This is a genomic window from Pseudomonas brassicacearum, assembly GCF_918698105.1.
In the GTDB taxonomy this organism is placed as follows: Bacteria; Pseudomonadota; Gammaproteobacteria; order Pseudomonadales; family Pseudomonadaceae; genus Aquipseudomonas; species Aquipseudomonas brassicacearum_F.
In genome coordinates this window covers 49,822-75,259 of the sequence record NZ_CAKKMI010000021.1, presented here as the reverse complement: position 1 = coordinate 75,259, position 25,438 = coordinate 49,822, and the positions used below count along the sequence as shown (strand labels likewise).

Sequence of the window (25,438 nt, the reverse complement as noted above, 5' to 3'; positions counted from 1 at the left end):
CGCATCGATAGGGTCACCCCAGGCCGGCAGCATTCCGTTGCTGCCCTGGCGTCACGCAAGCGCCTAGATGTGATCGATATCCAGCAGGCTGAACGTCACGGTCCCGCCTTCGGTGGGATAACCGGTGTTGTCCTGCACGTACACGCCCGCCTTGAAGTACAGCGGCTTGTCGCTCCAAGTGGAGCTGATGGGGGAGCTCCACTGGTAACCCGCGCCATTGATGGTCAGCACGCCGGCGGGGCTGAGATGGATCAGGTAAGAGAAGGATTGATTCAGCTTGATGCCCGTGGCGATGGTGATGACTTGGCCGGTTTCGTCGTCCGGGCGCATGCGCACCTTGGCGACAATGTTGCCGGTGGTGCTGTAGGTTTTATATTGGTATTCCAGCTTCACCATGGGGCTGGTGCTGTCCTTGGCATGGATCTGGCCAATCACGACCTTGCCGGTGCTGGGCACTTGGCTGACGGCCAGGGTGGCAGCCAGCTTGTTGTCCGCCGCCGGGTACAGCCAATTGCGCAAGGTGCCGTTGCTGTAGGTTTCACGAAGTTCACTGCGTGGATAAATAGCATTAGTGGTCGTGGCGCCAGTCACCGGCGCCCAGAAAAACACCGTGCCGGAATCGGAGCGAAAATACGGGTCCTGGAACCCTTGCACGAGTTGAGAGGTTTCAATGGTGGCCGGAGGGCTGCCTTCGGGGATGCTCAGGTTCCAGGTTGAGAGATCGATCATGGTGGGGATCCTATGTCACTCGATGAAAAAGCCGCACACCGCAAGGCAAGGCTCTAGGCCGGTCTTTTCGGGCGTATGGGTAAGCGACGGAAGAAACTGGCTGGCAACCTTTCGGCGGATGGCTGACGTCAATTGTCCGTCGAAGTTGTCTGTGCAGCTTTTGTGCCCGAGGAGGGTGACCGTTAGTCGGCTATTTCGGGCTTTGCCTGGATGATGGCGCGTTGACACCTACTGCTTTTGACAATCCCGGTCTAGAGTGAGGGGACAGTATTTGTCCGCTTTGCTACGTAAAAACGGACGTGGCGCCCGATAAGAGAAGCAGCATGGAATGCGCGCAACCACCGCTCGGCGAAGACAGCTCTGTCCTTTTGATTGTTGATGATTACCCTGAAAACCTGCTCAGCATGCGAGCCTTGTTGCAGCGTCAGGATTGGCAAGTCATGACCGCGTCCTCGGGGATCGAGGCGCTTAACCTGCTGCTTGAACACGACATCGACCTGGTTCTGCTGGATGTGCAGATGCCCGACATGGACGGTTTCGAAGTGGCGCGCCTGATGCGCGGCAGCCAGCGCACGCGGCTCACGCCGATCATTTTCCTGACGGCCAACGAGCAATCCCAGGATGCGGTCATCAAGGGCTACGCCAGTGGCGCCGTGGATTACCTGTTCAAACCCTTCGATCCGCAAATCCTCAAGCCCAAGGTCCAGGCGCTGCTCGAGCACCAGCGCAATCGCCGGGCCTTGCAGCGCCTGAGCCAGGACCTCGAAGCGGCCAGGGCTTTCAATGCCTCGGTGCTGGACAACGCCGCCGAAGGCATCCTGGTGGTGGACGAGCATGGCTGTATCCGCTTCGCCAACCCCTCTACCTGCCGCTTGCTCAATGCCACCGCCGAGCAATTGCAGGGCATGCCGTTCCTGGATTTCCTGCAGAAACCGCACATTCCCGAGTGGGTCGATTCCGATATCCACAACGCCTATCGTCGGGGTGAAACCTGGCGCTTGCATGACGCGGTCCTGCGTACGGCGCCCGGCCAGCAGGTGTCGGTGGCCTTGTCCTGTGCGCCGTTGCCGTCGGAACAAAAGGCGATGGTGGTGACGCTCCAGGACATGTCCGTGGTTCGCCACTTGCACCAGCAACTCGAATACCAGGCGGTCACGGACCCGCTGACCGGTTTGCTCAACCGCCGGGGGTTTTACCAGACCGCCGAAAACCTGTTGATGCGCAGCGAGCGCCTGGAAAGCAACTGGGTGCTGCTGTACCTGGACCTCGATGGTTTCAAGCGGGTCAATGACTCGCTGGGGCACGATGCCGGGGATCGGGTATTGCGCTGGGTGTCGGAACAGTTGAAGGCGTGCCTGCGCCCATTCGATATCCTGGCGCGCCTGGGCGGGGACGAGTTCACGGCGCTGCTGGACCTGGAGTTCCCTGAGCAAGCGGCCAAGATCGCCGAGAAGCTCATCGAGCGGGTCGCGATCTGCCAGCAGATCGAAGGCATGGACGTCGCACTGGGGGCCAGCATCGGCATCGCCACGTACCCCGATTGCGGCGCCAATCTCGATGGGTTGCTGCGGGCGTCCGACATTGCCATGTATGAAGCCAAGCGTGCCGGTCGCCAGCAATACCGTTTTTACGATCATGAAATGAACGGTCGAGCCCGTTCACGACTGATGCTGGAAGAGAGCGTGCGCTCGGCCATCGAGAACCGCGACTTCAATATGGTCTACCAACCGCAGGTAAGCATCGTCGATGGGCGGATCCGCGGGTTCGAGGCGCTGTTGCGCTGGCAGCACCCCAGCGTTGGTGATGTTCCGCCGGGCCTGTTCCTGCCCTTGCTGGAAGAAGCGCGGTTGATCAGTCGCCTGGGCAGTTGGATTTATCATCGCAGCGCGGCCCAGCGCAAAGTCTGGGAGCGCTTGTTCGCTGACGACCTGGTGTTGGGGGTGAGCCTGAGTAGCACCCAGTTCGGCATGCCCAACCTGGTGACCGAGTTGCGCCAGGTGCTGGAGCGCCATGCCTTGAAGCCCAGGCAGCTGGAGGTCGAGGTGACCGAGGATGCGCTGATGCGCAACCCCGATGAAACCCAAAAGCAATTGCGCCTGCTGCGTCACCTCGGGGTGCGGGTGGCATTGGATGATTTTGGTTCAGGGCCCTGTTCTCTGACGCATCTGCGCGACCTTGAGCTCGATACCCTCAAGCTCGACCGGCACTTGATCGCCCGCGTACCGGGATCACCCCGGGATGCCGCGTTGGCCGCCTCGGTGATCGACCTGTGTGGACAACTGGGCTTGCGGGTGATTGCCGAAGGGGTGGAAACCCGCGAGCAATATGAGTGGCTGCAGGCCCATGGCTGTGAGTACGTGCAGGGGTTCCTCGTGGCGCGGCCCTTGATGGCCGAAGACACCGATGCCTTTGCCACGCCGTTCGACTGGAGCACGGTGCAGGCTTGAATTCGTTACACTGGCGGCCTCTTGTGACTGTGTTGCCCCTTGATGACCACGCTCAAATACCTCCAGGCCTACCCCGCCGCCCTGCAAGCCCAAGTGCAGCAATTGATCGCCCAGGACCGACTGGGCGATTACCTGCAGCAGCGCTATCCGGGCCGGCATCCGATCCAGAGCGACAAGGCCCTGTACGGATACGCGCTGGACCTCAAGCAGCAGTACCTGCGTAACGCGCCAGCCATCGACAAGGTGCTGTTCGACAGTCGCCTGGACCTGACCCACCGCGCCCTCGGCCTGCATACCGCGGTGTCGCGGGTGCAGGGCGGCAAGCTCAAGGCCAAGAAGGAAATCCGCATCGCGGCCCTGTTCAAGGACGCGGCGCCCGAGTTCCTGAAGATGATCGTGGTGCACGAGCTGGCGCACTTCAAGGAGTCGGACCACAACAAGGCGTTCTACCAACTCTGCGAGCACATGCTGCCGGGGTACCACCAGTTGGAATTCGATCTGCGGGTGTACCTGACCTGGCGGGACCTGCAACCCCACAAGGAATGACCGAATGGATGTCAGCAAGACCAAGACCAGCTTCTACCGTCGCTTGTACGTGGCTTACCTGATCGACAGCGGTGTCGCCAGCAACGTCCCGGCCCTCACCGAGGCCACCGGCATGCCTCGGCGCACTGCCCAGGACACCATCGCCGCGCTGGCTGACCTGGATATCGTTTGTGAGTTCGAGCAAGAGGATGGCGCGCGCAACCATGCCGGGCGGTATCGGATTCGCGATTGGGGGGCGATCGATCGAGGGTGGATCGAGGGGAATTTGCCGCGGATCAAGGCGGTGCTTGAGTATCCCTGAGTATTGGCTTTGCCTGGGCTGACGCTATCGCGAGCAAGCTCGCTCCCACATTTGATTGTTGTTCACTGAAGATCCCTGTGGGAGCGAGCTTGCTCGCGATGGCGCCCTCAGGGCCGATGCATGCCGATGTGCGGAATCCCATCCTCCATGTACTCCACACCCACCACTTCAAACCCGTACCGCCCGTAATACCCCTGCAAATGCGCCTGGGCCGACAATGAGATCGACGTACCGGGCCAATGCTTCTCGGCCTGCTTGAGCGCTTGCTCCATCAACGTGTGGCCCAGCCCTTGGCCGCGTGCTTGCGGTGCGATGATGACGCGTCCGATCACCACGTCACTGTTTTGCGAGTGCGGGTCGAGCAAGCGCAGGTAGGCCACCAGATGGTTGTCCTGCCAGGCCATCAGATGGCAGGTGTCGCCTTCAAGGTCCAGGCCGTCGACGTCCTGGTAGGCGCAGTTTTGCTCGACAACGAATACTTCGGCACGCAATTTGAGGATGGCATACAGCTGTTCCTTGCTCAGGTTACTGTGATGTTTACAGACCCACTCGATATCCATTTTTTTGAATTTCCTGAAGAACCTGATGCCGATATTAAGCGTGCTTGGCCTGGAAGTCTTGTTCTCGGTCGACTGGAAAATCTGCAATAAAGATCAAAATGCCATCATTCCTCTGTCGCGGCGTTGTCTTCTTTGTGTAATCTTCGTGACAGCGCTGCGCAGCGGTTTCAATGAGCTAATGTTAGGACCGGATGTCTGAGGATATCCGTTGAGTTTCGGCTAAAAACAAACCGGGCTTTGAACCCGTCAAGGATGTTTGGCATGCCGCGTTTGCATCGAGCTCTTGCGTTGATCGGATTGCTGTTGCTGAGCTACGAGGCCTGCGCGCAAAAGTTGCGTCTGGTCGCCGATGGTTGGCCGCCCTTTACCGATTCCACGTTGATCAATGGTGGCCTGGCGACGGATATCGTCAGCACCGCCCTGGCTCGGGCCGGCTATGCCACGGACTTCGAACAGGTGCCCTGGGCCCGGGCGATGCTGGGCATCGGCGAGGGCCGGTATGATGTGCTGGTCAACGCCTGGTACAGCGAGGAGCGCACTCACATCGGCCAGTTCTCGGCCGAGTATCTGCTCAACCGTGTGCGTTTCATCAAGCGCAAGGACGAAGCGATCCAGTTTGACAACCTGCAACAGCTGCGTGCCTATCCCATCGCCGTGGTTCGCGGCTACGCCTATTCCAAGGATTTCGACGAAGACCTGCAAATGCAGAAGGTCCCTGTGCATAACTTCGCGATGGCGGTGCGCATGCTGGCGGCCGACCGCGTGAAATTGACCCTGGAAGACGAGTACGTCGCCCGCTATTACCTGGCCCGCGAATCGGCCAAGGTGCGTAACGCCGTGGAGTTTTTGCCCAAGGCATTGAGTGAAAACAGCCTGCACATCCTGGTCAGCTTGAAGAACCCGGAGCACGAGCAGATCGTGGCGGGGTTTGACCGGGAGATCGCGGCGATGAAGGCGGATGGGAGTTATGAGCGGTTATTGAAAGCTCACGGGATGTAGGGTGCCTGGGCTGGCCTCATCGCGAGCAAGCTCGCTCCCACATTGGATCTGATGCAACCACAAAGTCTGTGTACACAAGAAACCCACTGTGGGAGCGAGCTTGCTCGCGATGGCGACAGTGTAAACACCACAACCCTCAAGCCTCGCTGGTGTCCTTGACCAAATGCGCCGCCAAGGTCCGCAACGGACCGAGCTGCCGACAGATCAAACCCAACTGTGTTTGCACCAACCGCTGGCCTTCGTCGATCTCATCGGGCATCTGCTCAAGCTCATTGGCCAGGGCTTCCTCCTCGTCGCTTTGGACCACAATCGGCGTTTTACTCGCCAGGCCCTGGGCGATTTCGTCGATGCTGGTCGCCAGTTTCACTCCCGCGCCATCGATCAGTTGCTCGCGCACCTGCACCGGCAGTTCGGTGCCCCGGTGGGCGCCCAGGCCCGACAGGTAGCTGAGCAGGGTGTGGGACAACACCAGGAAGCGGAACCCCACATCGGCTTCCTTCCGGAAATGTCCTGGCTCCATCAGCATGTTGGCCAGCGTGGTGGACAACGCGGCATCGGCGTTGTGGGCGTTGCGTCGCGCCAGGCGATAGGCCAGGTCGTCACTTTTGCCGGCGGCGTATTGCTGCATGATCTGGCGCAGGTAAATGCTGTTGCAGGTCAGCGTGTTGGCCAGCACCTTGTTCAGCCGGCGGCCCTGCCAGTCGGGCAGGAACAGGAACACCGCCAGCCCGGCGATCAGGCTGCCGAGCAAGGTATCGAACAGCCGTGGCAGCAGCAGCCCGTAGCCGTCGCCCACCTGGTTGAAGCAGAACAGCACCATGATGGTCATCGCCGCGGTCGCGAGGGTGTAGCGGGTGGTGCGGTTGGTAAAGAACACCACCCCGGCGGCAATGGCGAAGCTCGATTGCACCAGCGGGTTGGGAAACAGATCGAACAGCGCCCAGGCCACGGTCAGGCCGATGGCGGTGCCGATGATCCGCTGGCCGAGCTTGCGCCGGGTGGCGCCGTAGTTGGGTTGGCAGACGAACAGTGTGGTGAGGATGATCCAATAGCCTTGGGACGGGTGGATCAGATGCACCATGGCGTAGCCGACGCTCAGGGCCAAGGGCAGGCGCAGGGCATGCCGGAACAGCAGCGAAGTGGGCGTGAGCTGGGTGCGCAAGCGCAGCCAGACATCCTTGAGGTTGCGCGGCGAGCGGTCGAGCAGGCTGCTGTCGGTGGCGTCGGCCAGGGCGTCGGGGTTGCTGGCATCGCTGAGCAGGCGGTCCATGGTGGCGAGGTTCACCGACAGTGCCCGCAACGAACGCAGCAAGCCGCGCCAGGCCGGGTTGCTCTGGATGCGCAGGTGTTCGAGGGACGCGTGCAGGTCGTTGAGGGCCTCGGCAAAGCTGTCGTCGTAGACGAACGGCTGGCGCAGTTGGATCGATTCGGCCAGTGCCTGGCAGGCTTTGCCTTGCTGGCGCAGCAGGCGCTGGCAGCGGAACAGCACGTCGCTGTGGAAGAAGGCCTCGGCCAGGGCATTGTAGGGATAGTGGGAAGAGCTGGCGCGTTCGTGGATATCCTGGGCCAGGAAGTACAGTTTCAGGTAGCGGCTGACTTTCGAGCCGGGGCGGCCATTGCCCACGCGGTGCAGGATGATCTCTTTCGCCGCGTTCAGCGCCGCGACCACTCGGCCATTCTGTTGGGCCAGCTCCAGGCGTCGAGCTTCGACGTCCAGCTGGCGGATCGGCTCCAGGAGCGACGACTTGAGCTTCAGGTAACGGCCCAGCTCACGAAACAGCCGCGCCAGGCTTTGTTGCACCGGTTGGTTGGAAAACAACGCCTGCCACAGCACGGAGAGCAGGCCGTACCACGCGGCACCGGCCACCAGCAGCAACGGTTCATGCCAGAAGTCGGTGACCGCGCCACCGCGTTGGTCCACGCCGATCATGGTGTAGACCGAAAGAATCAAGGTGGCCGAGGCAATCGCACCATAACGCTCGCCCAGGGCGCCCAGCATGGTCAGGCCAAAGGCCGCCAGGGCCAGGGCGATGATGAACAGGACGGGGTAGGGGAACAGCAATTCCACCGACAGTGCCGCGACGGTGAAGCACACCAGGGTCACGGCCAGCGCGTTGAGGCGGCCTTGCCAGGTGTCATCGGTCTCGGCCAGGGCGCTGGCGATGATGCCCAGGAACAAGGGAATCAGCAGGGCCATTTCATCCAGGTACCAGCACAGCCCCATGCTGCCGGTCAGGGCGATGAAGACCCGCACGCTATAACTGAACTTATCCAACGCCCAAAGGCGACGCAAAGACTGGCTAAAAGAGTTCGCTGACATGAAGTGCACAGGCCTGACGGGCAATGACGCTAAATTGAGGCAGTAATGACGCCGACGCAATGGCGGCGATCACATCTGACAGCAAAAAGTGTTCCGGGGTATACCCCGAACCTCTGTGGGAGCGAGCTTGCTCGCGAAAGCGGTGTGTCAGCCACTATTGAATTGCCTGATACACCGCTATCGCGAGCAAGCTCGCTCCCACAGGGTTATTGCCCGCATTCGAGTCGTGTCGGGTCAGACGTACTGCGCCGCCGCATACCCCGACGCCCACGCCCACTGGAAGTTGAACCCGCCCAAGTGCCCGGTGACGTCCAGCACTTCGCCGATGAAGTACAGGCCGGGGCTTTTCAGCGATTCCATGGTCTTGGACGAGACCTCCCGGGTATCGACGCCGCCCAGGGTGACTTCGGCGGTGCGGTAGCCTTCGGTGCCGGCGGGGACGACGTTCCAGCTCGCCAGTTTCTCGGCGATGTCCGCCAGCTCCGCGTGGGTGTATTGCTTCATGGGTTTGGAGACGAACCAGGTGTCCGCCAGCAGGTTGGCCATTTTCTTGGTGAACAATTCGCCCAGCAACGTCTTGAGTTCGCTGTTGGGGCGCTCGGCCTGCTGCTGTTGCAGCCATTGCGGCACGTCGTGGTCGGGCAACAAGTTTATCTGCACCGTGTCCCCCGGTTCCCAGAACGAGGAAATCTGCAGGATCGCCGGGCCGCTCAGGCCGCGGTGGGTGAACAGGATGTTCTCGCGAAAGCTCTGGTCGTTGCAGCTCACCAGACAATCCACCGACGTGCCCGAGAGTTCGGTGCAGAGGGTCTTGAGCTGGTCGGTGATGGTGAATGGCACCAGGCCGGCGCGGGTCGGCAGCAGTTCATGGCCAAACTGTTTTGCCACCTGATAACCGAACCCGGTCGCCCCCAGGGTCGGGATCGACAGCCCGCCCGTGGCGATCACCAGGGACTGGCAAGCGAGGGCGCCTAGGGTGGTTTGCAACAGGTAGCCGCCGTCGGTTTTTTCGATCTGCGTGATCGACGTATCGAGGTGCAGGCTGACGCCGGCCTGGTCGCACTCATCCAACAGCAGGCCGAGGATGTCGCTGGACTTGTTATCGCAGAACAACTGGCCGAGCTTTTTCTCGTGATAAGGCACGCCGTGCTTGGCTACCAGCGCAATGAAATCCCACTGGGTGTAGCGGGCCAGGGCCGATTTGCAGAAGTGTGGGTTCTGCGAGAGGAAATTGCCTGGCTCGGTGTACATGTTGGTGAAATTGCAGCGTCCACCGCCCGACATGAGGATTTTCTTGCCGGCCTTGTTGGCGTGGTCCAGCAACATCACCTGCCGCCCGCGCGCGGCCGCGGTCAGCGCACACATCAACCCCGCGGCGCCAGCGCCAATGATCACGACTTCGGTAGAGCGCAAAACGGTGTCCTCTCAGCTTTCCCACATAACTGAATGTGGGAGCGAGCTTTGTGGGAGCAAAGCTTGCTCGCGATCCAGGCGCTGCGGTCCTCAAGAGACCGCGGCGTTTTCATCGCGGGCAAGCCTTGCTCCCACACAGCTCGCTCCCACTGTTTGATCTCTGTCTGTCTATCGGTTACAGGATCCGCACCCGCAACGAGCGGCCCTTGATCTTGCCATCGTTCAGGCGTTGCAGGGCCTGTTTGGCGATGCCGCGTTCCACGGCCACATACGCTTGGAAATCGAAGATCGCGATCTTGCCGACCTGGGCGCCGGGGATACCGGCCTCGCCAGTCAGGGCGCCGAGGATGTCGCCGGGGCGGACTTTGTCCTTGCGCCCGGCACCGATGCACAGCGTGCTCATGGCCGGCAACAGCGGGCCGCCGCCCTGGGGCTTGAGGTTGTCCAGTTGGTCCCAGCTCAGCGGCGACTTCTGCAGTTGCTCGATGGCTTGGGCGCGGTGGGCTTCGGAGGGCGCCACCAGGCTGATGGCGATGCCTTTCTCACCGGCACGGCCAGTGCGGCCGACGCGGTGGATATGGATTTCCGAGTCCCGGGCCAGTTCGACGTTGATCACCATGTCCAGCGCATCGATGTCCAGGCCGCGGGCCGCCACATCGGTGGCCACCAGCACCGAGGTGCTGCGGTTGGCGAACATCGCCAGCACCTGGTCGCGGTCGCGCTGTTCCAGGTCGCCGTGCAGGCCGACGGCCGAGATACCCTTGGACGTCAGGTGATCGACGGTTTCCTGGACCTGCTGCTTGGTGAAGCAGAACGCCACGCAGGAGGCCGGGCGAAAATGCGCCAGGACCTTGACCACTGCGTCCATGCGCTCCTCGGGGGAGATCTCGTAGAAACGCTGCTCGATCTGCGCGTCGGAGTGGAACGCTTCGGCCTTCACTTGCTGCGGGTTACGCATGAACTTGGACGACAGCTGCTTGATGCCCACCGGGTAGGTGGCGGAGAACAGCAGCGTCTGGCGGCGTTCCGGGGTCTGCTGGATGATGTCTTCGATGGCGTCGTAGAAACCCATGTCGAGCATGCGGTCGGCTTCGTCGAGGATCAGCGTGTTGAGGCCGTCCAGGACCAGCGAGCCCTTGCGCAGGTGCTGCTGGATGCGCCCCGGCGTGCCGACGATGATGTGGGCGCCGTGTTCCAGGGAGGCGATCTGCGGGCCGAAGGACACGCCGCCGCACAGGGTCAGGACCTTGATGTTGTCTTCGGCGCGGGCCAGGCGACGAATTTCCTTGGCGACCTGGTCGGCCAGCTCACGGGTCGGACACATCACCAGGGCCTGGCAGCCGAAGAAACGCGGGTTGATCGGGTTCAGCAGGCCGATGCCAAAAGCGGCGGTCTTGCCGCTGCCGGTCTTGGCCTGGGCGATCAGGTCCATGCCCTTGAGGATCACCGGCAAGCTTTGCGCCTGGATCGGCGTCATCTGGGCATAACCGAGTGATTCGAGGTTAGCCAGCATGGCGGCGGAGAGCGGCAAAGTATTAAAAGCGGTGGCAATGGTGGTCACGGGACTGGCCTGCAAAACAAAATGTCGCGCAGTGTAGCAGCCCCGTGCCACTTTCTTCGAAAGTTCTGGACGAGCTGTGGCGCAGTCCTGATGTGGGCGATTCCCTGTGGCGAGGGAGCTTGCTCCCGCTGGGGCGCGAAGCGACCCCAAATCGGCCAACACGGTGTACCTCAAAGTTCGCGTCGCCTGGATTGCGACTGCTGCGCAGCCGAGCGGGAGCAAGCTCCCTCGCCACAAAAGCCCTAAAGCCTTAAAGCCTTAAAGCCTTAAAGCCTTAAAACCGTCCGAGTCCTATCTAGTGCTCGATATGCTCATCCGGCCGCTTGACCCGCCGCCCATCCTGCTTCGACAACTGGGAAAAGATCGTCGCCGCCAGCATCGCCATGACTCCCACCGTGACGAACGTCAGCTGGAACGCCCCCAGCACTGTCTCGACCCCATCGTTGCCCACCTGGGCGGTAAAGCCGCCGAGCAGGGCGCCAGCGCAGGCCACGCCGAGGCTCAGGGACAATTGCGCCACCACCGACAGCAGGCTGTTGCCACTGCTGGCGCTGGCGTCGTCCAGGTCGATCAGGGTCACGGTGTTCATCGCGGTGAATTGCAGCGAGTTGATTGCCCCCAGCACCGCCAGTTGCGCCAGCAGCAACCAGTACGGTGTCTGCTCGCTGACCAGGCCCATGCTCGCCAGCATCAGGCCCAGGGCCACGGTGTTGCCGGTCAGGACGATGCGATAGCCCAGGCGTTCGATCAGCGGCCGGGCCACAGACTTGGCGACCATGGCCGCCGCCGCCAGGGGCAGCATGCTCATCCCGGCCTGGGACGGTGAATAGCCCAGGGCGACTTGCAGCAGCAACGGCACCAGGAACGGCAGGGCGCCGCTGCCCAGGCGCGCGAACAGGTTGCCAAGAATGCCCACGGCAAAGGTCCGGGTCTTGAACAGTGACGGCGGGAACAGCGCGTTCTCGACGTGCCCGGCCCGCAGCCAATAGGCCGCCAGGCAGGCCATGCCGCCGAACAACAGCAACATCACGCGCAGGTGCGGCAGGTGCAGTTCACCCAGGCCTTCCATGGCGATGGTGATCAGCACCATCGCCGCGCCGAACAGCAGGAACCCCAGCCCATCGAACCGGGTGCGTTCGCTGCCACGCAGGTCGGGGATGAACTTCCACACGGCATAACAGCCGATCACGCCTACCGGCAGGTTGATGATGAAAATCCAATGCCAGGTCAGGTACTCGACCATCCAACCGCCCATGGTCGGCCCGATCAGCGGGCCCAGCAGGCCGGGGATGGTGATGAAGCCCATGATCCGCACCAGTTCCGAGCGCGGATAGGCCCGCAGCACCACCAGCCTGCCCACCGGCAGCATCAGCGCACCGCCCAGGCCCTGGATGACCCGGGCGCCGATCAGCATGCTCAACGAACTGGACAAGGCGCACAGCAGCGAGCCGAAGCTGAACAGCAGGATCGCCCCGAAGAAAATCTTCTTGGTGCCGAAGCGGTCGGCGATCCAGCCCGAGGCCGGGATCAGCAGCGCCACGGTGAGCATGTATGCAATGATCACGCCCTGCATGCGCAGCGGGTTTTCCGCCAGGTCGCTGGCCATGGCGGGCAGGGCGGTGTTGAGGATGGTCCCGTCCAGGGACTGCATGAAGAAGGCAATCGCCACCACCCATGGAAGCCAGCGGGCTGTGACGGCGTCGAGCGGTGCACGGTTGGGCATGGGACCTCTTGTACGGAGTGTTGATCAGGAACAGATGCCGCTGTTGTGGCGAGGGGATTTATCCCCGCTGGGCTGCGAAGCAGCCCCTGATCTGACAGCTCAGTGATTCAGGCTGAGCACATTCAAGCTTCTTGGGGTCGCTTCGCAACCCAGCGGGGATAAATCCCCTCGCCACAGGTTCTGCATTTGCTTTTTTACAGCGTCAAGGTCAACCGCTTGACCAGCGCCCCCGGCAACAACATCGAGGCCGTCGCCCGCTGGCTGTAGGTGCTGGCCGAGAGCAGCAGTTCGCGCTCTCGGGTCAGGGCTTCGAGTTGCGAGCCGAGCAGGCTGTAGACGCTGTCGTCGAAGCGCATGGTGCTGACCGGCGCTACGATCTGGCCGTTCTCGACCCAGAACGTGGCGAAGCGGGTCATGCCGGTCAGGCGGGCGGCCGGTTGGTCCGAGTAGTTCAGGTACCAGAGGTTGCTGATGTACAGGCCGGTGCCGAGTTCCTCAAGAACGTGCCTTTGCTCCAGATGACCTTCTTTCATCTCCAGCGCGGTGGGGTACTCGTAGCTGCTGGCGCCGTTGGCGGTGAGGCCGTATTCGGCGGCGCTGCGGGAGTTGACCAACTGTGCATTGGCCGTGCCCTTGGCGATCAGCGCCAGGTCGTCGCGGGGATAACCTTCGTCGGAAAACGCCGGGCTCAAGGAGCCGCTGACCTGCTCGCTCAGCCACACGTTGGGGCTCAAGCTTGCTTCGTTGGCGTAGAACTTCTGCAACGGGCTCTGCTTGCTGGCAAGCGCTCGGGCGGAGAACCCGCCCCAACTGAGCATGCCCATGATCTCTTCCAGGGCCGCCGGTGCCAGGTAGGCGCGGTATTCACCGGGCGGCAACGTGCGCAACGGCAGGCCGAGAAACGCCAGTTGCTCGCGGGCCTGCTCGAAGCGCCGGGCAAACCCTTCGCTGCTCCATTCATGTCCGGCGTAGCTGGCTTTCACTGCCTGGCCGTTTTCATGGAACAGGCTGAAATCGAAATTGAAGCTGTTGGCCTGGTGCCAGCCGAACGCTCCCGACGAACTGGCGAAACCGCGACTGATGGGCCCGGCCGCATAGAACCCCACCAGGTCCAGGCCTTCGGCGGCGCGGGTGATTTGCGCCACGGCCTGCTCGGTATCCGGCAGCGGATGGTCCTGCACGTTATGGCTCTGCCAGTGGTTGTGGTTGAGCAACAGGTACGGATCGCGGGGCAGCAGCGGCAAGGTTTTGCGCAGCTGTTGCAGGCCCTCGGACAGGCGCTGCAAATCGGTCTCGGTGTCGCCGGACAAGGTGATCTGCAAGTCGGCGTGACGTCCGTCGTCGATCAATTTGAAAGTGATATTGGCCTGTTGAACCTGCCCGGCCTGGCGTACCTTGGCGTGGTTGAAACGCACGAAGGCCGAGGACTCGGCGGCATAACCCAAGGTGAACTGTTCCTGCTCATGCAGGGCAGCGCGCAGCCAGTCGACCAACACCTTGAATGCCTCGGCCTCATTATTAAGAGTGCTCATCAGGCATCTCCCCCAAACACATCAACGTTGCTGAACACGCACGCCGGCGACGCATGGCCGACGCGGATGACCTGGTTCGGTTCGCCCTTGCCACAGTTCGGCGTACCCAGGACTCGGGAGGTACTGGCATCGCCCACGGCGCGTAGGCTCTTCCAGAATTGCGCGGAAATACCCCGGTAGTTGGGGTTCTTCACCACGCCCTTGAGCTCGCCGTTCTCGATCAATTGGCCCCACTCGCAGCCGAACTGGAATTTGTTGCGGGCGTCGTCGATGGACCACGAGCGGTTGGTGCGCATCAGCACGCCGTGCTCGATGCCCTGGATCAGTTGTTCCAGGGACTGGTCGCCGGGTTCGATGTTCAGGTTCGCCATGCGGTCGATGGGCGGGCGGTTCCAGCCGCAGGCGCGGCTGTTGGCGACACCGTCCAGGCCAGCACGGAACTGTGACAGTGCGCCGCCCAGTGGACGCAGCAACAGGCCTTCACGGATCAGGAATTGTTTGCTGGCGGCGCTGCCGTCGTCGTCATGACTGTAGCTCGCCAGTTCTTCCGGAATGTCCGGGTCGAAGGTCACGTTCAACAGGCTGGAGCCGTATTGCAGGTGGCCGAAATCGCTGGCCCTGACGAAGCTGGTGCCGGCGTAATTGCGCTCGTCCCCGAGGATGCGGTCCAGTTCCAGCGGATGGCCGATGGACTCGTGGATTTGCAGCATCATCTGGTCGGGCATCAGCAGCAGGTCGCGGGGGCCTTGCGGGGTGTTCGGCGCCAGCAGCAATTGCAGGGCCTGGTCGGCAATTCTCTGCCCGGCGCCAATCAGGCCGCTGCGGCTGATCACATCGAAGCTGCCTTGCTGGCCGAAGTTTTCCCGGCCCAGGGTGCGGGTCTGGCTGTCGTTGCCGTCGAAGGCGGTGACTTCCAGGGACGGGTAGATGAAGCGCTGGGCCTGGCGCAGTTCAGCGCCGGCACTGTTGAGGTAGATCTGCTCGACCTGGGTCAGGCCGATGCTGGCTTGCCAGTTCACCAGGCGCTCGTCCTGGGGCACTGCGGCTGACTCGTCGCCGAGCAATTGGTAGCAATCGCTCAGTGGCGGGAAGGCCTGGTCGAAATTCGGCGAGAAGTAATCGGCGCGGTCGCTGGACACCGCTTGCTCGCGCAGGTCCAGCAGGGCATGGGGCTTGAGCCCGCGCGCATGTTGCTCGGCGCGCTCCAGCGCCGCTTGCAGGCCGGCCTGGGACAGGTCGTTGGTGGCGGCATACGCCTCGACCCCATTGACCCGCACGGTGAGCATCGCCCCTTCATCACGGTTCAGGCTGGGCGGTTCGGCGACATTCTTGCGCACCGACAGGTGCTGGCCGGACTCGCGCACGTAACGCAGGGAAAAAAATTCAGCGCCCGTGCGCAAGGCAGCAAAACGCTGCTTGAGCTGGGGGTGGAAGTCGAACATGGAACCTCCTTGTCTGGAGTGGCGGTGCAGCGAGGTGTGGCGTGTTGACGCGGTGGCTCTAGATTAGGCCTGGGTGGGGGAGGGATCAAGGCAGATAGGAATTTGGGGTGTCAGGGTGGACGCTATCGCGAGCAAGCTCGCTCCCACAGTGGATCTTGGGTGGTCACAAAATCTGCGTCCACTACCAGTTCCTGTGGGAGCGAGCTTGCTCGCGATTGCGGTGCAGCGCTTTACTGGGCGCTAGGTCCTACTTCACGCATTGGCTTGCCACGCACCGGCGCGTCGCCGGCCACGAAGTACGGCGCGGTGCTGCGTGGCAGGGGCTTGCGGCCGCGGATCTTGTCGGCGATTTTCTCGGCGATCATGATCGTTGGCGCGTTGAGGTTGCCGGTGGTGATGATCGGCATGATCGAGGCATCCACCACGCGCAACCCTTGCATGCCATGCACGCGGCCTTCGCCGTCCACCACCGCCATGTCGTCGGTGCCCATCTTGCACGAGCAGGACGGGTGGAAGGCGGTTTCGGCGTGCTCGCGGATGAACTGGTCCAACTGCTCGTCCGTCTGCACCTCGATGCCCGGGCTGATCTCGCGGCCACGGAACGGATCGAGCGCCGGCTGTTGCATGATCTCGCGGGTCAGGCGGATGCCATCGCGAAATTCCTGCCAGTCCTGCTCGGTTGCCATGTAGTTGAACAGGATGCTCGGGTGCTGGCGTGGGTCCTTGGACTTGGCCTGGATGCGGCCGCGGCTTGGCGAGCGCATGGAGCCCATGTGCGCCTGGAAACCGTGTTCCTTCACCCCATTGCTGCCGTTGTAGTTAATCGCCACCGGCAGGAAGTGATACTGGATGTTCGGCCAATCGAATTCCGGGCGGGTGCGGATGAAGCCACCGGCCTCGAACTGATTGCTGGCGCCGATGCCGGTGCCGTTGAACAGCCACTCGGCCCCGATGGCCGGCTGGTTGTACCAGAGCAGCGACGGGTACAGGGAAACCGGTTGGGTGCAGGCGTATTGCAGGTACAGCTCCAAGTGGTCCTGCAGGTTTTCACCGACGCCAGGCAGATCGTGCACCACCGGGATGTCGAGGCTTTCGAGCAGCTTGGCCGGGCCGACACCGGAACGCTGGAGGATCTGCGGCGAGGCGATGGCGCCGGAGCACAGCAGCACTTCCTTGCGTGCCCGGGCTTCGACGCGCTCTTCGGCGGCGCCCACCAGGTAACGCACGCCGACCGCGCGTTTGCCTTCGAAGATGATCTTGTCGGTCAAGGCGTGGGTGACGATGGTCAGGGTCGAGCGCTTCTTGGCGATGTCCAGGTAACCGCGCGCGGTACTGGCGCGGCGGCCATTGGGCGTGACGGTACGGTCCATCGGGCCGAAGCCTTCCTGTTGATAGCCGTTGAGGTCTTCGGTACGCGGGTAACCGGCCTGCACACCGGCCTCGACCATGGCGTGGAACAGTGGGTTGTTGCCGGCCTTGGGCGTGGTCACGCTGACCGGACCGTCGCCGCCGTGGTAATCGTTCGGGCCGATGTCGCGGGTTTCGGCTTTGCGGAAATACGGCAGGCAATCGAGGTAGGCCCAGTCTTCCAGGCCCGGCAGCTTGGCCCAGTTGTCATAGTCCAGGGCGTTGCCGCGGATGTAGCACATGCCGTTGATCAGCGAAGAACCGCCCAGGCCCTTGCCGCGACCGCACTCCATGCGGCGACCGTTCATGTGCGGCTCCGGGTCGGTCTCGTAGGCCCAGTTATAGCGCCGGCCTTGCAGCGGGAACGCCAGGGCGGCGGGCATTTGCGTGCGAAAATCCAGGCGATAGTCCGGGCCGCCGGCTTCGAGCAGCAGGACGGTGACGCCTTCGTCTTCGGTCAGGCGGGTAGCCAGGGTGTTACCGGCCGAACCGGCGCCGATGATGATGTAATCGAATGTTTGGGACATGAAATGCACCCTCTTTTGAATGGGTTCAGGTCGCGTTCATCGAGTGCCACATCCTCTGTGGCGAGGGAGCTTGCTCCCGCTCGGCTGCGCAGCAGTCGCAAACAGGGCGACCGTGTTCTGTCTGAATGACCTGGGAGCCAGGAGTCGGGGCCGCTTCGCGGCCCAACGGGAGCAAGCTCCCTCGCCACAAAAGCCCCCGGTCTCAGGTTCGGTGTCCGATCAGAACACCGACGTGTAATCGCCCAGCTCGACCTGTACCGATTTGATGCGTGTGAAGTTGTTCAGCGAGCTGATGCCGTTCTCCCGGCCTACGCCCGATTGCTTGTAGCCACCGACCGGCATTTCAGCCGCCGACTCACCCCAGGCATTGATCCAGCAAATGCCGGCTTCGAGCTGGTGGATCACGCGGTGGGCACGGTTCAGGTCGCGGGTGACGACGCCGGCGGCCAGGCCGAAATCGGTGTCGTTGGCGCGGCGGATCACTTCTTCTTCGGTGTCATAGGTGAGGATGCTCATCACCGGACCGAAGATTTCTTCACGCACGATGGTCATCTCGTCGGTGCAATCGGTGAACACGGTCGGGGCGACGAATGCGCCCTTGGCCAGTTCGCCGTCGGTCAGGCGACTGCCGCCGCACAGCAGGCGCGCGCCTTCGGCTTTGCCTTTCTCGATGTAGCCCAGCACGCTTTCCATGTGGGCGAAGCTCACCAGCGGGCCGAAGTTGGTGTTTTCGTCCTCTGGATTGCCGATGCGGATGCGCGCCACGCGCTCGGCGATCTTGGCTTCGAAGGCGGCCTTGAGGTGGCTCGGCACGAACACCCGGGTGCCGTTGGTGCAGACCTGGCCGGAGCTGTAGAAGTTGGCCATCATCGCGGTGTCAGCGGCGCGATCCAGGTCGGCGTCGTCGAAGATGATCAGCGGCGACTTGCCGCCCAGTTCCATGGTCACGTCCTTGAGCGACGAACTCGAGGCGCTGGCCATGACTTTCTTGCCGGTGTCGGTGCCGCCGGTGAAGGAGATTTTCTCGATGCGCGGGTGCTCGGTCAGCCAGGTGCCGACTTCACGGCCGCTGCCGGTCAGGACGTTGAACACACCCGCTGGAACGCCGGCCTCGGTGTAGATCTCGGCCAGTTTCAGAGTGGTCAGCGAGGTGACTTCGCTCGGCTTGAAGATCATCGCGTTACCGGCCGCCAGGGCCGGGGCGGATTTCCACAGGGCGATCTGGATCGGGTAGTTCCACGCGCCGATACCGGCCACCACGCCCAGGGGCTCGCGACGGGTGTAGACGAATGAAGTGGTGCGCAGCGGAACCTGCTCGCCTTCGATGGCGGGCACCAGGCCGGCGTAGTATTCCAGCACGTCGGCGCCGGTGACGATGTCGACGTATTTGGTTTCGGAGTAAGCCTTGCCGGTGTCCAGGGTTTCCAGGGCGGCCAACTCATCGTTGCGCTCGCGCAGGATGTCCACGGCGCGACGCAGGATGCGCGAACGCTGCATGGCGGTCATGGCGGCCCAGACTTTCTGGCCCTTTTCAGCGCTGACCACGGCGCGTTCGACGTCCTCGAACGTCGCACGCTGCACTTGGGCAAGAACTTCACCGTTGGCAGGGTTGATGGCTTCGAAAGTGGCGTCGCCGCTGGCATCGCTGTACGCGCCATCGATGTAGAGTTTTTGCAGTTCGAAACGGGCCATAAAGTCCTCGCAAGTGCATAAGTGGTTGGCTGGCCACCGGAGCGTGTCGTTTATAGCTGACTACGCAGTTCGGCGGCGGTTCAGGAGTCGAGCGGTTCTGTGTGCTCTGGTGCTCCTGCTTTGGCCAGTTGGAAATCCATGTATTCGTAAGCGATCTGGTGCGCCTGGGCGGTATCGAACGCGTCTCCCGACAGCGCTCCGCGCAGCCACAAGCCGTCAATCAGCGCGGCCAGCCCCCGTGCCGCGCTGCGTGCCTGATCAACGGGCAACACGCGGCGGAACTGGCTACACAGGTTGGAATACAGACGGTGATCGTTGATCCGCTGCAACCTGTGCAAAGACGGGTGGTGCATGCTGGTGGCCCAGAAGGCCAGCCAGGTTTTCATTGCCGGGCCATTGACCTGGCTGGCGTCGAAGTTGCCTTCGATGATCACCTTGAGGTGAGCCCGGGGGCTTGTGTCCTCCAGCGCCTGGCGGCGCGCGGTGACGTTCTCGCTCAGGACAGTCATCAGGTACTGGGCCGTGGCGGCGATCAGGCCATTCTTGTCCTGAAAGTAGTGACTGATGATGCCGTTGGAGACACCGGCCAAACGGGCGATCAGAGCAATGCTGGCGTCCCCCATGCCGACTTGATCGACCGCTTGCAACGTGGCTTCGATCAGTTGTTGGCGGCGGATGGGTTGCATACCGACCTTGGGCATCTAGCACATCTCCTTAGGCCATCCGGCGCACGAATGTCGTCTGCCGGAACGAAAGCCAGTCTATTTTGTTTTGATTGAACGTTCAATCAACAAAAAATAAGTTCTATGACAAGTCGTCGCTATTTGCCGGGGCGAGGACTTTTGGGGATGTCTTTATAACACTCGTCGGTTGGCAGGTAGGCCAAATGCGCTTGATAGCTGGAATGCCAGCAATTCAGAACCACTCAAACAAAAACGCCGCGTTCATCTCGCGGCGTTTTTGCTGACGTGGGCTCAGCCCAGGTTCTTGCCCAGCAGTGCGTGGTACAGCTCGCTGTCGCCGAGGATCCCGACGACTTGCTGGTTATCGTGGAGCACCAGTTTGTTGCCGGTCTGGTAGCGAATCTGCAACGCGTCGCGCATGCCGATGTTGGAGTCCACCAGGGTCGGACGCCGGCCCAGCTCTTCGACGGCTTGGCCCGGTATCCAGTTTTGCAGGTCCAGCGCCGCGCCATTCTGCCGAGCGCCCTTGATGGTGTTGCCTTCGGCCAGGTCGAGCCAGGAATCGCCGCCCGGGTCCAGGCACACTGAGCCGTTGATGCGCTTGCAGTTGTCCAGGGTGCGCATCAGGCTGCGACCGCACAGGACGTTGAGCGGGTTGGTGTGGGCGACGAAAGTGCGCACATAGTCGTCCGCCGGGTTCAGCACGATTTCTTCCGGCTTGCTGTACTGGATGATCCGGCCGTCTTTCATGATCGCGATACGGCTGCCCAGCTTCAGGGCTTCGTCGAGGTCGTGGCTGACGAACACGATGGTCTTGCTCAGCTTGCGTTGCAGCTCCAGCAGTTCGTCCTGCAGGCCCTGGCGGATCAGCGGGTCGAGGGCCGAGAAGGGTTCGTCCATCAGCAGGATGTCGGCGTCCATCGCCAGGGCGCGGGCCAGGCCGACCCGTTGCTGCATGCCGCCGGACAATTCGTCGGGCTTCTTGTTGCGCCATTGGGTCAGGCCCACCAGCTCCAGCTTCTCATCCACCAGCTTGCGGCGTTCTTTCTCGGGACGGCCCTGCATTTCCAGGCCGAAGCTGATGTTCTCGCGCACCGTCAGCCAAGGCATCAGGGCGAACTTCTGGAACACCATGGCGATGCGCTTGGTGCGCATCATCTTCAGTTCAGCGGGGGTGCAGGACGCGATGTCGATCTGGCGGCCTTCGTGCTCGACGAACAGCTTGCCGCGGCTGACGGTGTTCAAGCCGTTGATGCAGCGCAGCAGGCTGGACTTGCCGGAGCCGGACAGGCCCATCAAGACACAGATTTCGCCTTTCTCGATGTCCAGGCTGGCTTTTTCCACGCCGACGATTTGCCCGGTTTTCTTCAGGATTTCGTTGCGGGTCATGCCTTGGTCGAGCAGCTTGAGGGCCTCGCGTGGATCCCTGGAGAAGATCACATCAACGTCTTCAAAACGGATTATGCTCATGCGTCACCCCCTACTTTGGCGTCGGGTTGTTTGCAGATTCGGTCGAGCATGATTGCCAGCAGTACGATCGCCAGGCCGGCTTCGAAGCCCAGGGCGATATCGGCGGTGTTCAGTGCGTTGACCACGGGTTTGCCCAGGCCATCGGCGCCCACCAGTGCGGCGATCACCACCATCGACAACGACAGCATGATGCACTGGGTGATGCCGGCGGCGATGCTTGGCATCGCATGGGGCAGTTCGATACGCGACAGGAGCTGGCGACGGGAGCAGCCGAAGGCTTTGCCGGCGTCCATCAGTTCGTCCGGTACGTCGCGGATGCCCAGGTAGGTCAGGCGGATGGGCGCGGCAATCGCGAACACCACCGTGGAGATCAGGCCTGGGACCACACCCAGCCCGAAGAGGGTCAGGGTAGGAATGAGGTAGACGAAGGTCGGTACGGTCTGCATCAGATCGAGTACCGGACGCATCAGGGTGTAGAACATCGGCTTGTGCGCGGCAACAATGCCCAGCGGCACGCCGATCAGTACGCAAACCAGGGTCGCGAACAGCACCTGGGCGAGGGTTTCCATGGTTTCTTGCCAGTAACCCAGGTTGAGGATCAGCAGAAAGGACGCGATGACGAATACGGTCAGGCCCCATTTGCGCTGGATGAAGTGCGCCAATAGCGCGATGAGGCCGATCAGGGCCAGGGGATTGAACCAGGTCAGCGCAAACGTCACGCCGTGAATCATCGTTTCCAGGAACAGTGCGATTGCGTCGAAGGTGTTGGCGCCGTGTTGCGTCAACCATTCAACGAAGCCGGCAATGTACTGGCCTAAGGGTATTTTCTGATCAATGAGCATGGTAGTGAACGTCCGCATGCAAGGGAATAAACAGCCCGGGCGAGCGAACCCGCCCGGCATAACATAAGCAGTTACTGCGCAAGCTTGGCTTTCACGGCGTCCAGGCCAGGTTTACCGTCAATGGTGGTCACGCCAGCCAACCAGGTATCGAGTACCTGTGGGTTTTTCTTCAGCCAGGCCTTGGCGGCAGCTTCAGGCTTCATCTTGTCGTCGAGCACGTTGCCCATCAGCGTGCTTTCCATGTCGACGGTGAACTCCAGGTTTTTCAACAGCTGGCCAACGTTGCTGCATTCCTGGCTGTAGCCCTTGCGGGTGTTGGTCGCCACGGTCGCGGCACCGAAGTCGGGGCCGAAGAAGTCGTCGCCGCCGGTCAGGTACTGGATCTTGAAGCGGGTGTTCATCGGGTGTGGCGCCCAGCCGAGGAACACCACGTCGGTGCCACGCTTGGAGGCGCGGTCGACCTGCGAGAGCATGCCGGCTTCACTCGACTCGACGACTTTGAAACCCGCGTCCTTGAGGCCGAAGGCGTTCTTTTCGATCATGCTCTGGATCAGGCGGTTGCCGTCGTTGCCGGGTTCGATCCCGTAGATCTTGCCGTCCAGCTCTTTCTTGAATTTGGGAATATCGGCGAAATCGTGCAGGCCTTTGTCATACAAAGCCTGAGGCACGGCGAGGGTGTACTTGGCGCCCTTGAGGTTGGTGCGCACGGTTTCCACGGTGCCGGCTTCGCGGTAGGCCTTGATGTCGTTTTCCATGGTCGGCATCCAGTTGCCGAGGAACACGTCCATGTTCTTGCCGTCGGCCAGGGACTTGTAGGTCACCGGCACGGAAATCATGGTGGTCTTGGTCTTGTAGCCGAGGGCGTCGAGTACCACGCTGGTGGTGGCGGTGGTCACGGTGATGTCGGTCCAGCCGACATCGGAGAAGTTGACGGTGCTGCACTGTTCGGGTTCAGCAGCGTTGGCCAGCATCGGAAGACTCAGCATGGCGGCCAACAACAACGATGTGGAACCTTTCATGGGTGGACTCCTGGTGTTTTATTGGCGGTGTCCGGTCAGGACAACCGCGCTTAATTGGATGTTGCGGTTGGTGGCGCGTGGGCACTCTCTGACACGCGGCCTTGCAAACGAGCCGTAACCGATCATGTACCAGTGCAAATCTGACGCCTACAGGGTGAGTCGTATCCAGTACAGGGAGGGTCGCATCCAGTGTTGGTGACGTCGTTTACAGATTTTTTCCGCCCCTGGCGGGCCTCTGATACGCAGAAAAACGGCGTAAAACCGGGGCCAGGACGGGGCGGCGTTGCTGGGCATGATTGCGTCGGTGTCAGACGTCGGACCCCAAGGCAAAAACCGGATGATGCGGCCATCCCGGCGTTGAGCGTAGCAGCTCCGTCACCGGACGTTCCTGCGTCCGGATGTGCCTGTTCTGGAGGTTATCGACAATGGCAATCAGCGTTTTCGACTTGTTCAAAATCGGTATCGGCCCGTCCAGCTCACACACCGTGGGCCCGATGCGGGCCGCTGCATTGTTCGTGCAAGGTTTGCGTGAGCGAGGACTTTTGGAACAAGTAGCGCGCGTGGAAGTTCAGCTCTACGGTTCGCTTTCCGCCACTGGCATCGGCCATGGCAGCGATAACGCGGTGATCATGGGCTTGATGGGTGAGTGGCCGGACGCGATCGATCCATCGCAGATCGGTCCGTGTATCGAGCATCTGCGTGAAACCCAGACCCTGTTGCTCGACGGTCGCCTGCCGGTGCCTTTCGTCTGGTCCCGGGACATGCGCCTGATCGACGAGAACCTGCCGTTCCACCCCAATGCGATGACGCTGGTGGTCGAGGGCGCCGGCGGCGAGCTGCACCGTGACACGTATTACTCGGTCGGCGGTGGGTTTGTCGTCGATCAGGCCCAGGCCACCAGCGGCGTGGTGGATCTGGACAGCACCGAGTTGCCTTACGATTTCTCCAGTGCCGAAGAATTGCTTGAGCTGTGCCGTACCCACAACGTGCGGGTTGCCGAGTTGATGATGGCCAACGAAAAGGTCTGGCGTTCCGAAGACGAGATCCGCAGCGGCCTGATGAAACTCTGGCGGGCCATGCAGGATTGCGTCGAGCAGGGCCTCAAGCACGAAGGCATCCTGCCGGGCGGTTTGAATGTGCGTCGACGTGCGGCCAAGTTGCACCGCAGCCTGCAGGAGCTGAACAAACCCAATGTCATCGGCTCGACCCTCAGTGCCATGGAGTGGGTCAACCTGTTCGCCCTGGCGGTCAACGAAGAGAACGCCGCCGGCGGGCGCATGGTCACGGCGCCGACCAATGGCGCGGCGGGGATCATTCCGGCGGTGCTGCATTACTTCATGAAATTCAGCGAAGCGGTCACCGACGCCAACGTCGTGGATTACTTCCTCGGCGCGGCGGCCGTCGGAATCCTGTGCAAGAAGAACGCATCGATTTCCGGCGCCGAAGTCGGTTGCCAGGGCGAAGTGGGATCGGCCTGCGCGATGGCCGCGGCCGGCCTGGCGGAAATTCTCGGGGCCACGCCGGAGCAACTGTGCAACGCGGCGGAAATCGGCCTGGAACACAACCTCGGCCTGACCTGCGACCCGGTGGGCGGCCTGGTGCAGGTGCCGTGCATCGAGCGCAATGCGATCGCCGCGGTCAAGGCCATCAACGCCGCCCAAATGGCCCTGCGCGGGGATGGCCAGCATTTCATCTCACTGGACCGGGTGATCCGCACCATGCGCGATACCGGTGCCGACATGCATGACAAATACAAAGAGACGTCGCGCGGCGGCTTGGCGGTCAGTGCGGTGGAGTGCTGATCCAGCGGCCAGGGAGTTGTGTAGGAGCTGTCGAGTGCAACGAGGCTGCGATCTTTCCCCAGCCACTTGAATCTCAAGCGAAAGATCAAAAGATCGCAGGCTTCGCCAGCTCCTACAGGGTCGATCGGGAGCAATCTCTGGCCACAGGTGAATGTAAAAACCGCTCACAAAATGAACACCGATCTGCAAACGCGCCACCTTTTAGCGCGTCGCAAACAGACAAGCCCCCTGTTGTCGAGCCAACCGCTGAATCGCGCTCGACCGTCCGTCACCCGCACCTGTGGTGCTACTCCTTGCGCAAGCCGCGCAGCCCAGTTCCCACAAGTGCTACCGAACTGCTCACAGCCTTCTGTGATCGGTGCCTGTCGCCATGGATGGCACCTAAAACCTGCACTCGATGCACGCCTTATATAGACAGGCCGC

19 protein-coding genes are annotated in these 25,438 nt (G+C 61.9%); 5 read left to right on the top strand and 14 right to left on the bottom strand.

Translation table 11 applies throughout. From position 1 onward, the window contains the following. Window positions 1-63 precede the first annotated feature (63 nt). The gene (locus LQ215_RS10955) at window positions 64-729 is read right to left on the bottom strand and encodes a polysaccharide lyase family 7 protein (protein WP_230149639.1); all 666 of its coding nucleotides are present in this window, start codon (window positions 727-729) and stop codon (window positions 64-66) included. Window positions 730-1,052: 323 nt separating this feature from the next. On the opposite strand from LQ215_RS10955, the gene LQ215_RS10950 reads away from it, so the two are divergent. Genes LQ215_RS10950 through LQ215_RS10940 form a run of 3 tightly spaced genes read left to right on the top strand, consistent with a single transcriptional unit; the run spans window position 1,053 to window position 4,023 of the window. Continuing rightward, the gene (locus LQ215_RS10950) at window positions 1,053-3,176 is read left to right on the top strand and encodes a putative bifunctional diguanylate cyclase/phosphodiesterase (protein WP_230149638.1); all 2,124 of its coding nucleotides are present in this window, start codon (window positions 1,053-1,055) and stop codon (window positions 3,174-3,176) included. Window positions 3,177-3,218: 42 nt separating this feature from the next. Beyond that, window positions 3,219-3,722: a M48 metallopeptidase family protein gene (locus LQ215_RS10945; protein ID WP_230149636.1), complete on the top strand. Its 504-nt coding sequence runs from the start codon at window positions 3,219-3,221 to the stop codon at window positions 3,720-3,722. Between the two features lie 4 nt (window positions 3,723-3,726). Next, window positions 3,727-4,023, top strand: coding sequence for a winged helix-turn-helix domain-containing protein (locus tag LQ215_RS10940; RefSeq protein WP_003206375.1), 297 nt, complete (start codon window positions 3,727-3,729; stop codon window positions 4,021-4,023). A gap of 107 nt (window positions 4,024-4,130) precedes the next feature. Here the strand turns inward: LQ215_RS10940 and LQ215_RS10935 are convergent, their stop codons facing one another. Further along, window positions 4,131-4,583 carry a GNAT family N-acetyltransferase gene (locus tag LQ215_RS10935; RefSeq protein WP_230149634.1) on the bottom strand — a complete coding sequence of 151 codons (453 nt, stop codon included), beginning with the start codon at window positions 4,581-4,583 and terminating at the stop codon, window positions 4,131-4,133. A gap of 261 nt (window positions 4,584-4,844) precedes the next feature. Between LQ215_RS10935 and LQ215_RS10930 the strand changes: the two genes are divergently transcribed. Then, entirely contained in the window at window positions 4,845-5,582 is a 738-nt protein-coding gene (locus tag LQ215_RS10930; protein WP_230149632.1) for a substrate-binding periplasmic protein, read from the top strand. Window positions 5,583-5,718: 136 nt separating this feature from the next. Here the strand turns inward: LQ215_RS10930 and yccS are convergent, their stop codons facing one another. The 12 genes from yccS to LQ215_RS10870 all read right to left on the bottom strand — a co-directional run bounded on the left by yccS (window position 5,719) and on the right by LQ215_RS10870 (window position 23,213). Next, window positions 5,719-7,902, bottom strand: coding sequence for a YccS family putative transporter (yccS, locus tag LQ215_RS10925; protein ID WP_230149630.1), 2,184 nt, complete (start codon window positions 7,900-7,902; stop codon window positions 5,719-5,721). 234 nt (window positions 7,903-8,136) lie between these two features. Next, window positions 8,137-9,315 carry an NAD(P)/FAD-dependent oxidoreductase gene (locus LQ215_RS10920; RefSeq protein ID WP_230149628.1) on the bottom strand — a complete coding sequence of 393 codons (1,179 nt, stop codon included), beginning with the start codon at window positions 9,313-9,315 and terminating at the stop codon, window positions 8,137-8,139. A gap of 175 nt (window positions 9,316-9,490) precedes the next feature. Continuing rightward, window positions 9,491-10,828: an ATP-dependent RNA helicase DbpA gene (gene dbpA, locus LQ215_RS10915; protein WP_230149652.1), complete on the bottom strand. Its 1,338-nt coding sequence runs from the start codon at window positions 10,826-10,828 to the stop codon at window positions 9,491-9,493. Between the two features lie 343 nt (window positions 10,829-11,171). Beyond that, window positions 11,172-12,599, bottom strand: coding sequence for a multidrug transporter subunit MdtD (gene mdtD, locus LQ215_RS10910; RefSeq protein ID WP_230149626.1), 1,428 nt, complete (start codon window positions 12,597-12,599; stop codon window positions 11,172-11,174). Window positions 12,600-12,793: 194 nt separating this feature from the next. Beyond that, window positions 12,794-14,131 (bottom strand): TldD/PmbA family protein, encoded by a 1,338-nt coding sequence (locus tag LQ215_RS10905; protein WP_230149624.1) that lies wholly within the window; start codon window positions 14,129-14,131, stop codon window positions 12,794-12,796. Beyond that, window positions 14,131-15,573 (bottom strand): TldD/PmbA family protein, encoded by a 1,443-nt coding sequence (locus LQ215_RS10900; protein ID WP_230149622.1) that lies wholly within the window; start codon window positions 15,571-15,573, stop codon window positions 14,131-14,133. Before LQ215_RS10900 ends, LQ215_RS10905 begins: the two co-directional genes overlap by 1 nt. 230 nt (window positions 15,574-15,803) lie before the next feature. Beyond that, window positions 15,804-17,507, bottom strand: a complete 1,704-nt coding sequence (gene betA / locus LQ215_RS10895; protein WP_230149621.1) for a choline dehydrogenase — start codon at window positions 17,505-17,507, stop codon at window positions 15,804-15,806. Window positions 17,508-17,726: 219 nt separating this feature from the next. Then, window positions 17,727-19,199 (bottom strand): betaine-aldehyde dehydrogenase, encoded by a 1,473-nt coding sequence (gene betB / locus LQ215_RS10890; RefSeq protein WP_230149613.1) that lies wholly within the window; start codon window positions 19,197-19,199, stop codon window positions 17,727-17,729. A gap of 80 nt (window positions 19,200-19,279) precedes the next feature. After that, window positions 19,280-19,900 (bottom strand): transcriptional regulator BetI, encoded by a 621-nt coding sequence (gene betI, locus LQ215_RS10885; RefSeq protein WP_003206359.1) that lies wholly within the window; start codon window positions 19,898-19,900, stop codon window positions 19,280-19,282. Between the two features lie 273 nt (window positions 19,901-20,173). Beyond that, window positions 20,174-21,352, bottom strand: coding sequence for a choline ABC transporter ATP-binding protein (gene choV / locus LQ215_RS10880; RefSeq protein ID WP_230149611.1), 1,179 nt, complete (start codon window positions 21,350-21,352; stop codon window positions 20,174-20,176). Beyond that, window positions 21,349-22,194, bottom strand: a complete 846-nt coding sequence (gene choW / locus LQ215_RS10875) for a choline ABC transporter permease subunit (protein WP_092333375.1) — start codon at window positions 22,192-22,194, stop codon at window positions 21,349-21,351. The genes choV and choW overlap by 4 nt, the downstream gene beginning before the upstream one ends. Before the next feature lie 71 nt (window positions 22,195-22,265). Then, window positions 22,266-23,213 carry a choline ABC transporter substrate-binding protein gene (locus LQ215_RS10870; protein WP_212797929.1) on the bottom strand — a complete coding sequence of 316 codons (948 nt, stop codon included), beginning with the start codon at window positions 23,211-23,213 and terminating at the stop codon, window positions 22,266-22,268. 425 nt (window positions 23,214-23,638) lie between these two features. Between LQ215_RS10870 and LQ215_RS10865 the strand changes: the two genes are divergently transcribed. Further along, window positions 23,639-25,015: an L-serine ammonia-lyase gene (locus LQ215_RS10865; RefSeq protein ID WP_230149609.1), complete on the top strand. Its 1,377-nt coding sequence runs from the start codon at window positions 23,639-23,641 to the stop codon at window positions 25,013-25,015. The last annotated feature ends 423 nt before the right edge of the window (window positions 25,016-25,438 follow it).

Bases quoted from the DNA above. Each gene is read 5' to 3' on its own strand.
- LQ215_RS10955 (WP_230149639.1), bottom strand. From the start codon at position 729: ATGATCGATCTCTCAACCTGGAACCTGAGCATCCCCGAAGGCAGCCCT.
- LQ215_RS10950 (WP_230149638.1), top strand. From the start codon at position 1,053: ATGGAATGCGCGCAACCACCGCTCGGCGAAGACAGCTCTGTCCTTTTG.
- LQ215_RS10945 (WP_230149636.1), top strand. From the start codon at position 3,219: ATGACCACGCTCAAATACCTCCAGGCCTACCCCGCCGCCCTGCAAGCC.
- LQ215_RS10940 (WP_003206375.1), top strand. From the start codon at position 3,727: ATGGATGTCAGCAAGACCAAGACCAGCTTCTACCGTCGCTTGTACGTG.
- LQ215_RS10935 (WP_230149634.1), bottom strand. From the start codon at position 4,583: ATGGATATCGAGTGGGTCTGTAAACATCACAGTAACCTGAGCAAGGAA.
- LQ215_RS10930 (WP_230149632.1), top strand. From the start codon at position 4,845: ATGCCGCGTTTGCATCGAGCTCTTGCGTTGATCGGATTGCTGTTGCTG.
- yccS (WP_230149630.1), bottom strand. From the start codon at position 7,902: ATGTCAGCGAACTCTTTTAGCCAGTCTTTGCGTCGCCTTTGGGCGTTG.
- dbpA (WP_230149652.1), bottom strand. From the start codon at position 10,828: ATGCTGGCTAACCTCGAATCACTCGGTTATGCCCAGATGACGCCGATC.
- mdtD (WP_230149626.1), bottom strand. From the start codon at position 12,599: ATGCCCAACCGTGCACCGCTCGACGCCGTCACAGCCCGCTGGCTTCCA.
- LQ215_RS10905 (WP_230149624.1), bottom strand. From the start codon at position 14,131: ATGAGCACTCTTAATAATGAGGCCGAGGCATTCAAGGTGTTGGTCGAC.
- LQ215_RS10900 (WP_230149622.1), bottom strand. From the start codon at position 15,573: ATGTTCGACTTCCACCCCCAGCTCAAGCAGCGTTTTGCTGCCTTGCGC.
- betA (WP_230149621.1), bottom strand. From the start codon at position 17,507: ATGTCCCAAACATTCGATTACATCATCATCGGCGCCGGTTCGGCCGGT.
- betB (WP_230149613.1), bottom strand. From the start codon at position 19,199: ATGGCCCGTTTCGAACTGCAAAAACTCTACATCGATGGCGCGTACAGC.
- betI (WP_003206359.1), bottom strand. From the start codon at position 19,900: ATGCCCAAGGTCGGTATGCAACCCATCCGCCGCCAACAACTGATCGAA.
- choV (WP_230149611.1), bottom strand. From the start codon at position 21,352: ATGAGCATAATCCGTTTTGAAGACGTTGATGTGATCTTCTCCAGGGAT.
- choW (WP_092333375.1), bottom strand. From the start codon at position 22,194: ATGCTCATTGATCAGAAAATACCCTTAGGCCAGTACATTGCCGGCTTC.
- LQ215_RS10870 (WP_212797929.1), bottom strand. From the start codon at position 23,213: ATGAAAGGTTCCACATCGTTGTTGTTGGCCGCCATGCTGAGTCTTCCG.
- LQ215_RS10865 (WP_230149609.1), top strand. From the start codon at position 23,639: ATGGCAATCAGCGTTTTCGACTTGTTCAAAATCGGTATCGGCCCGTCC.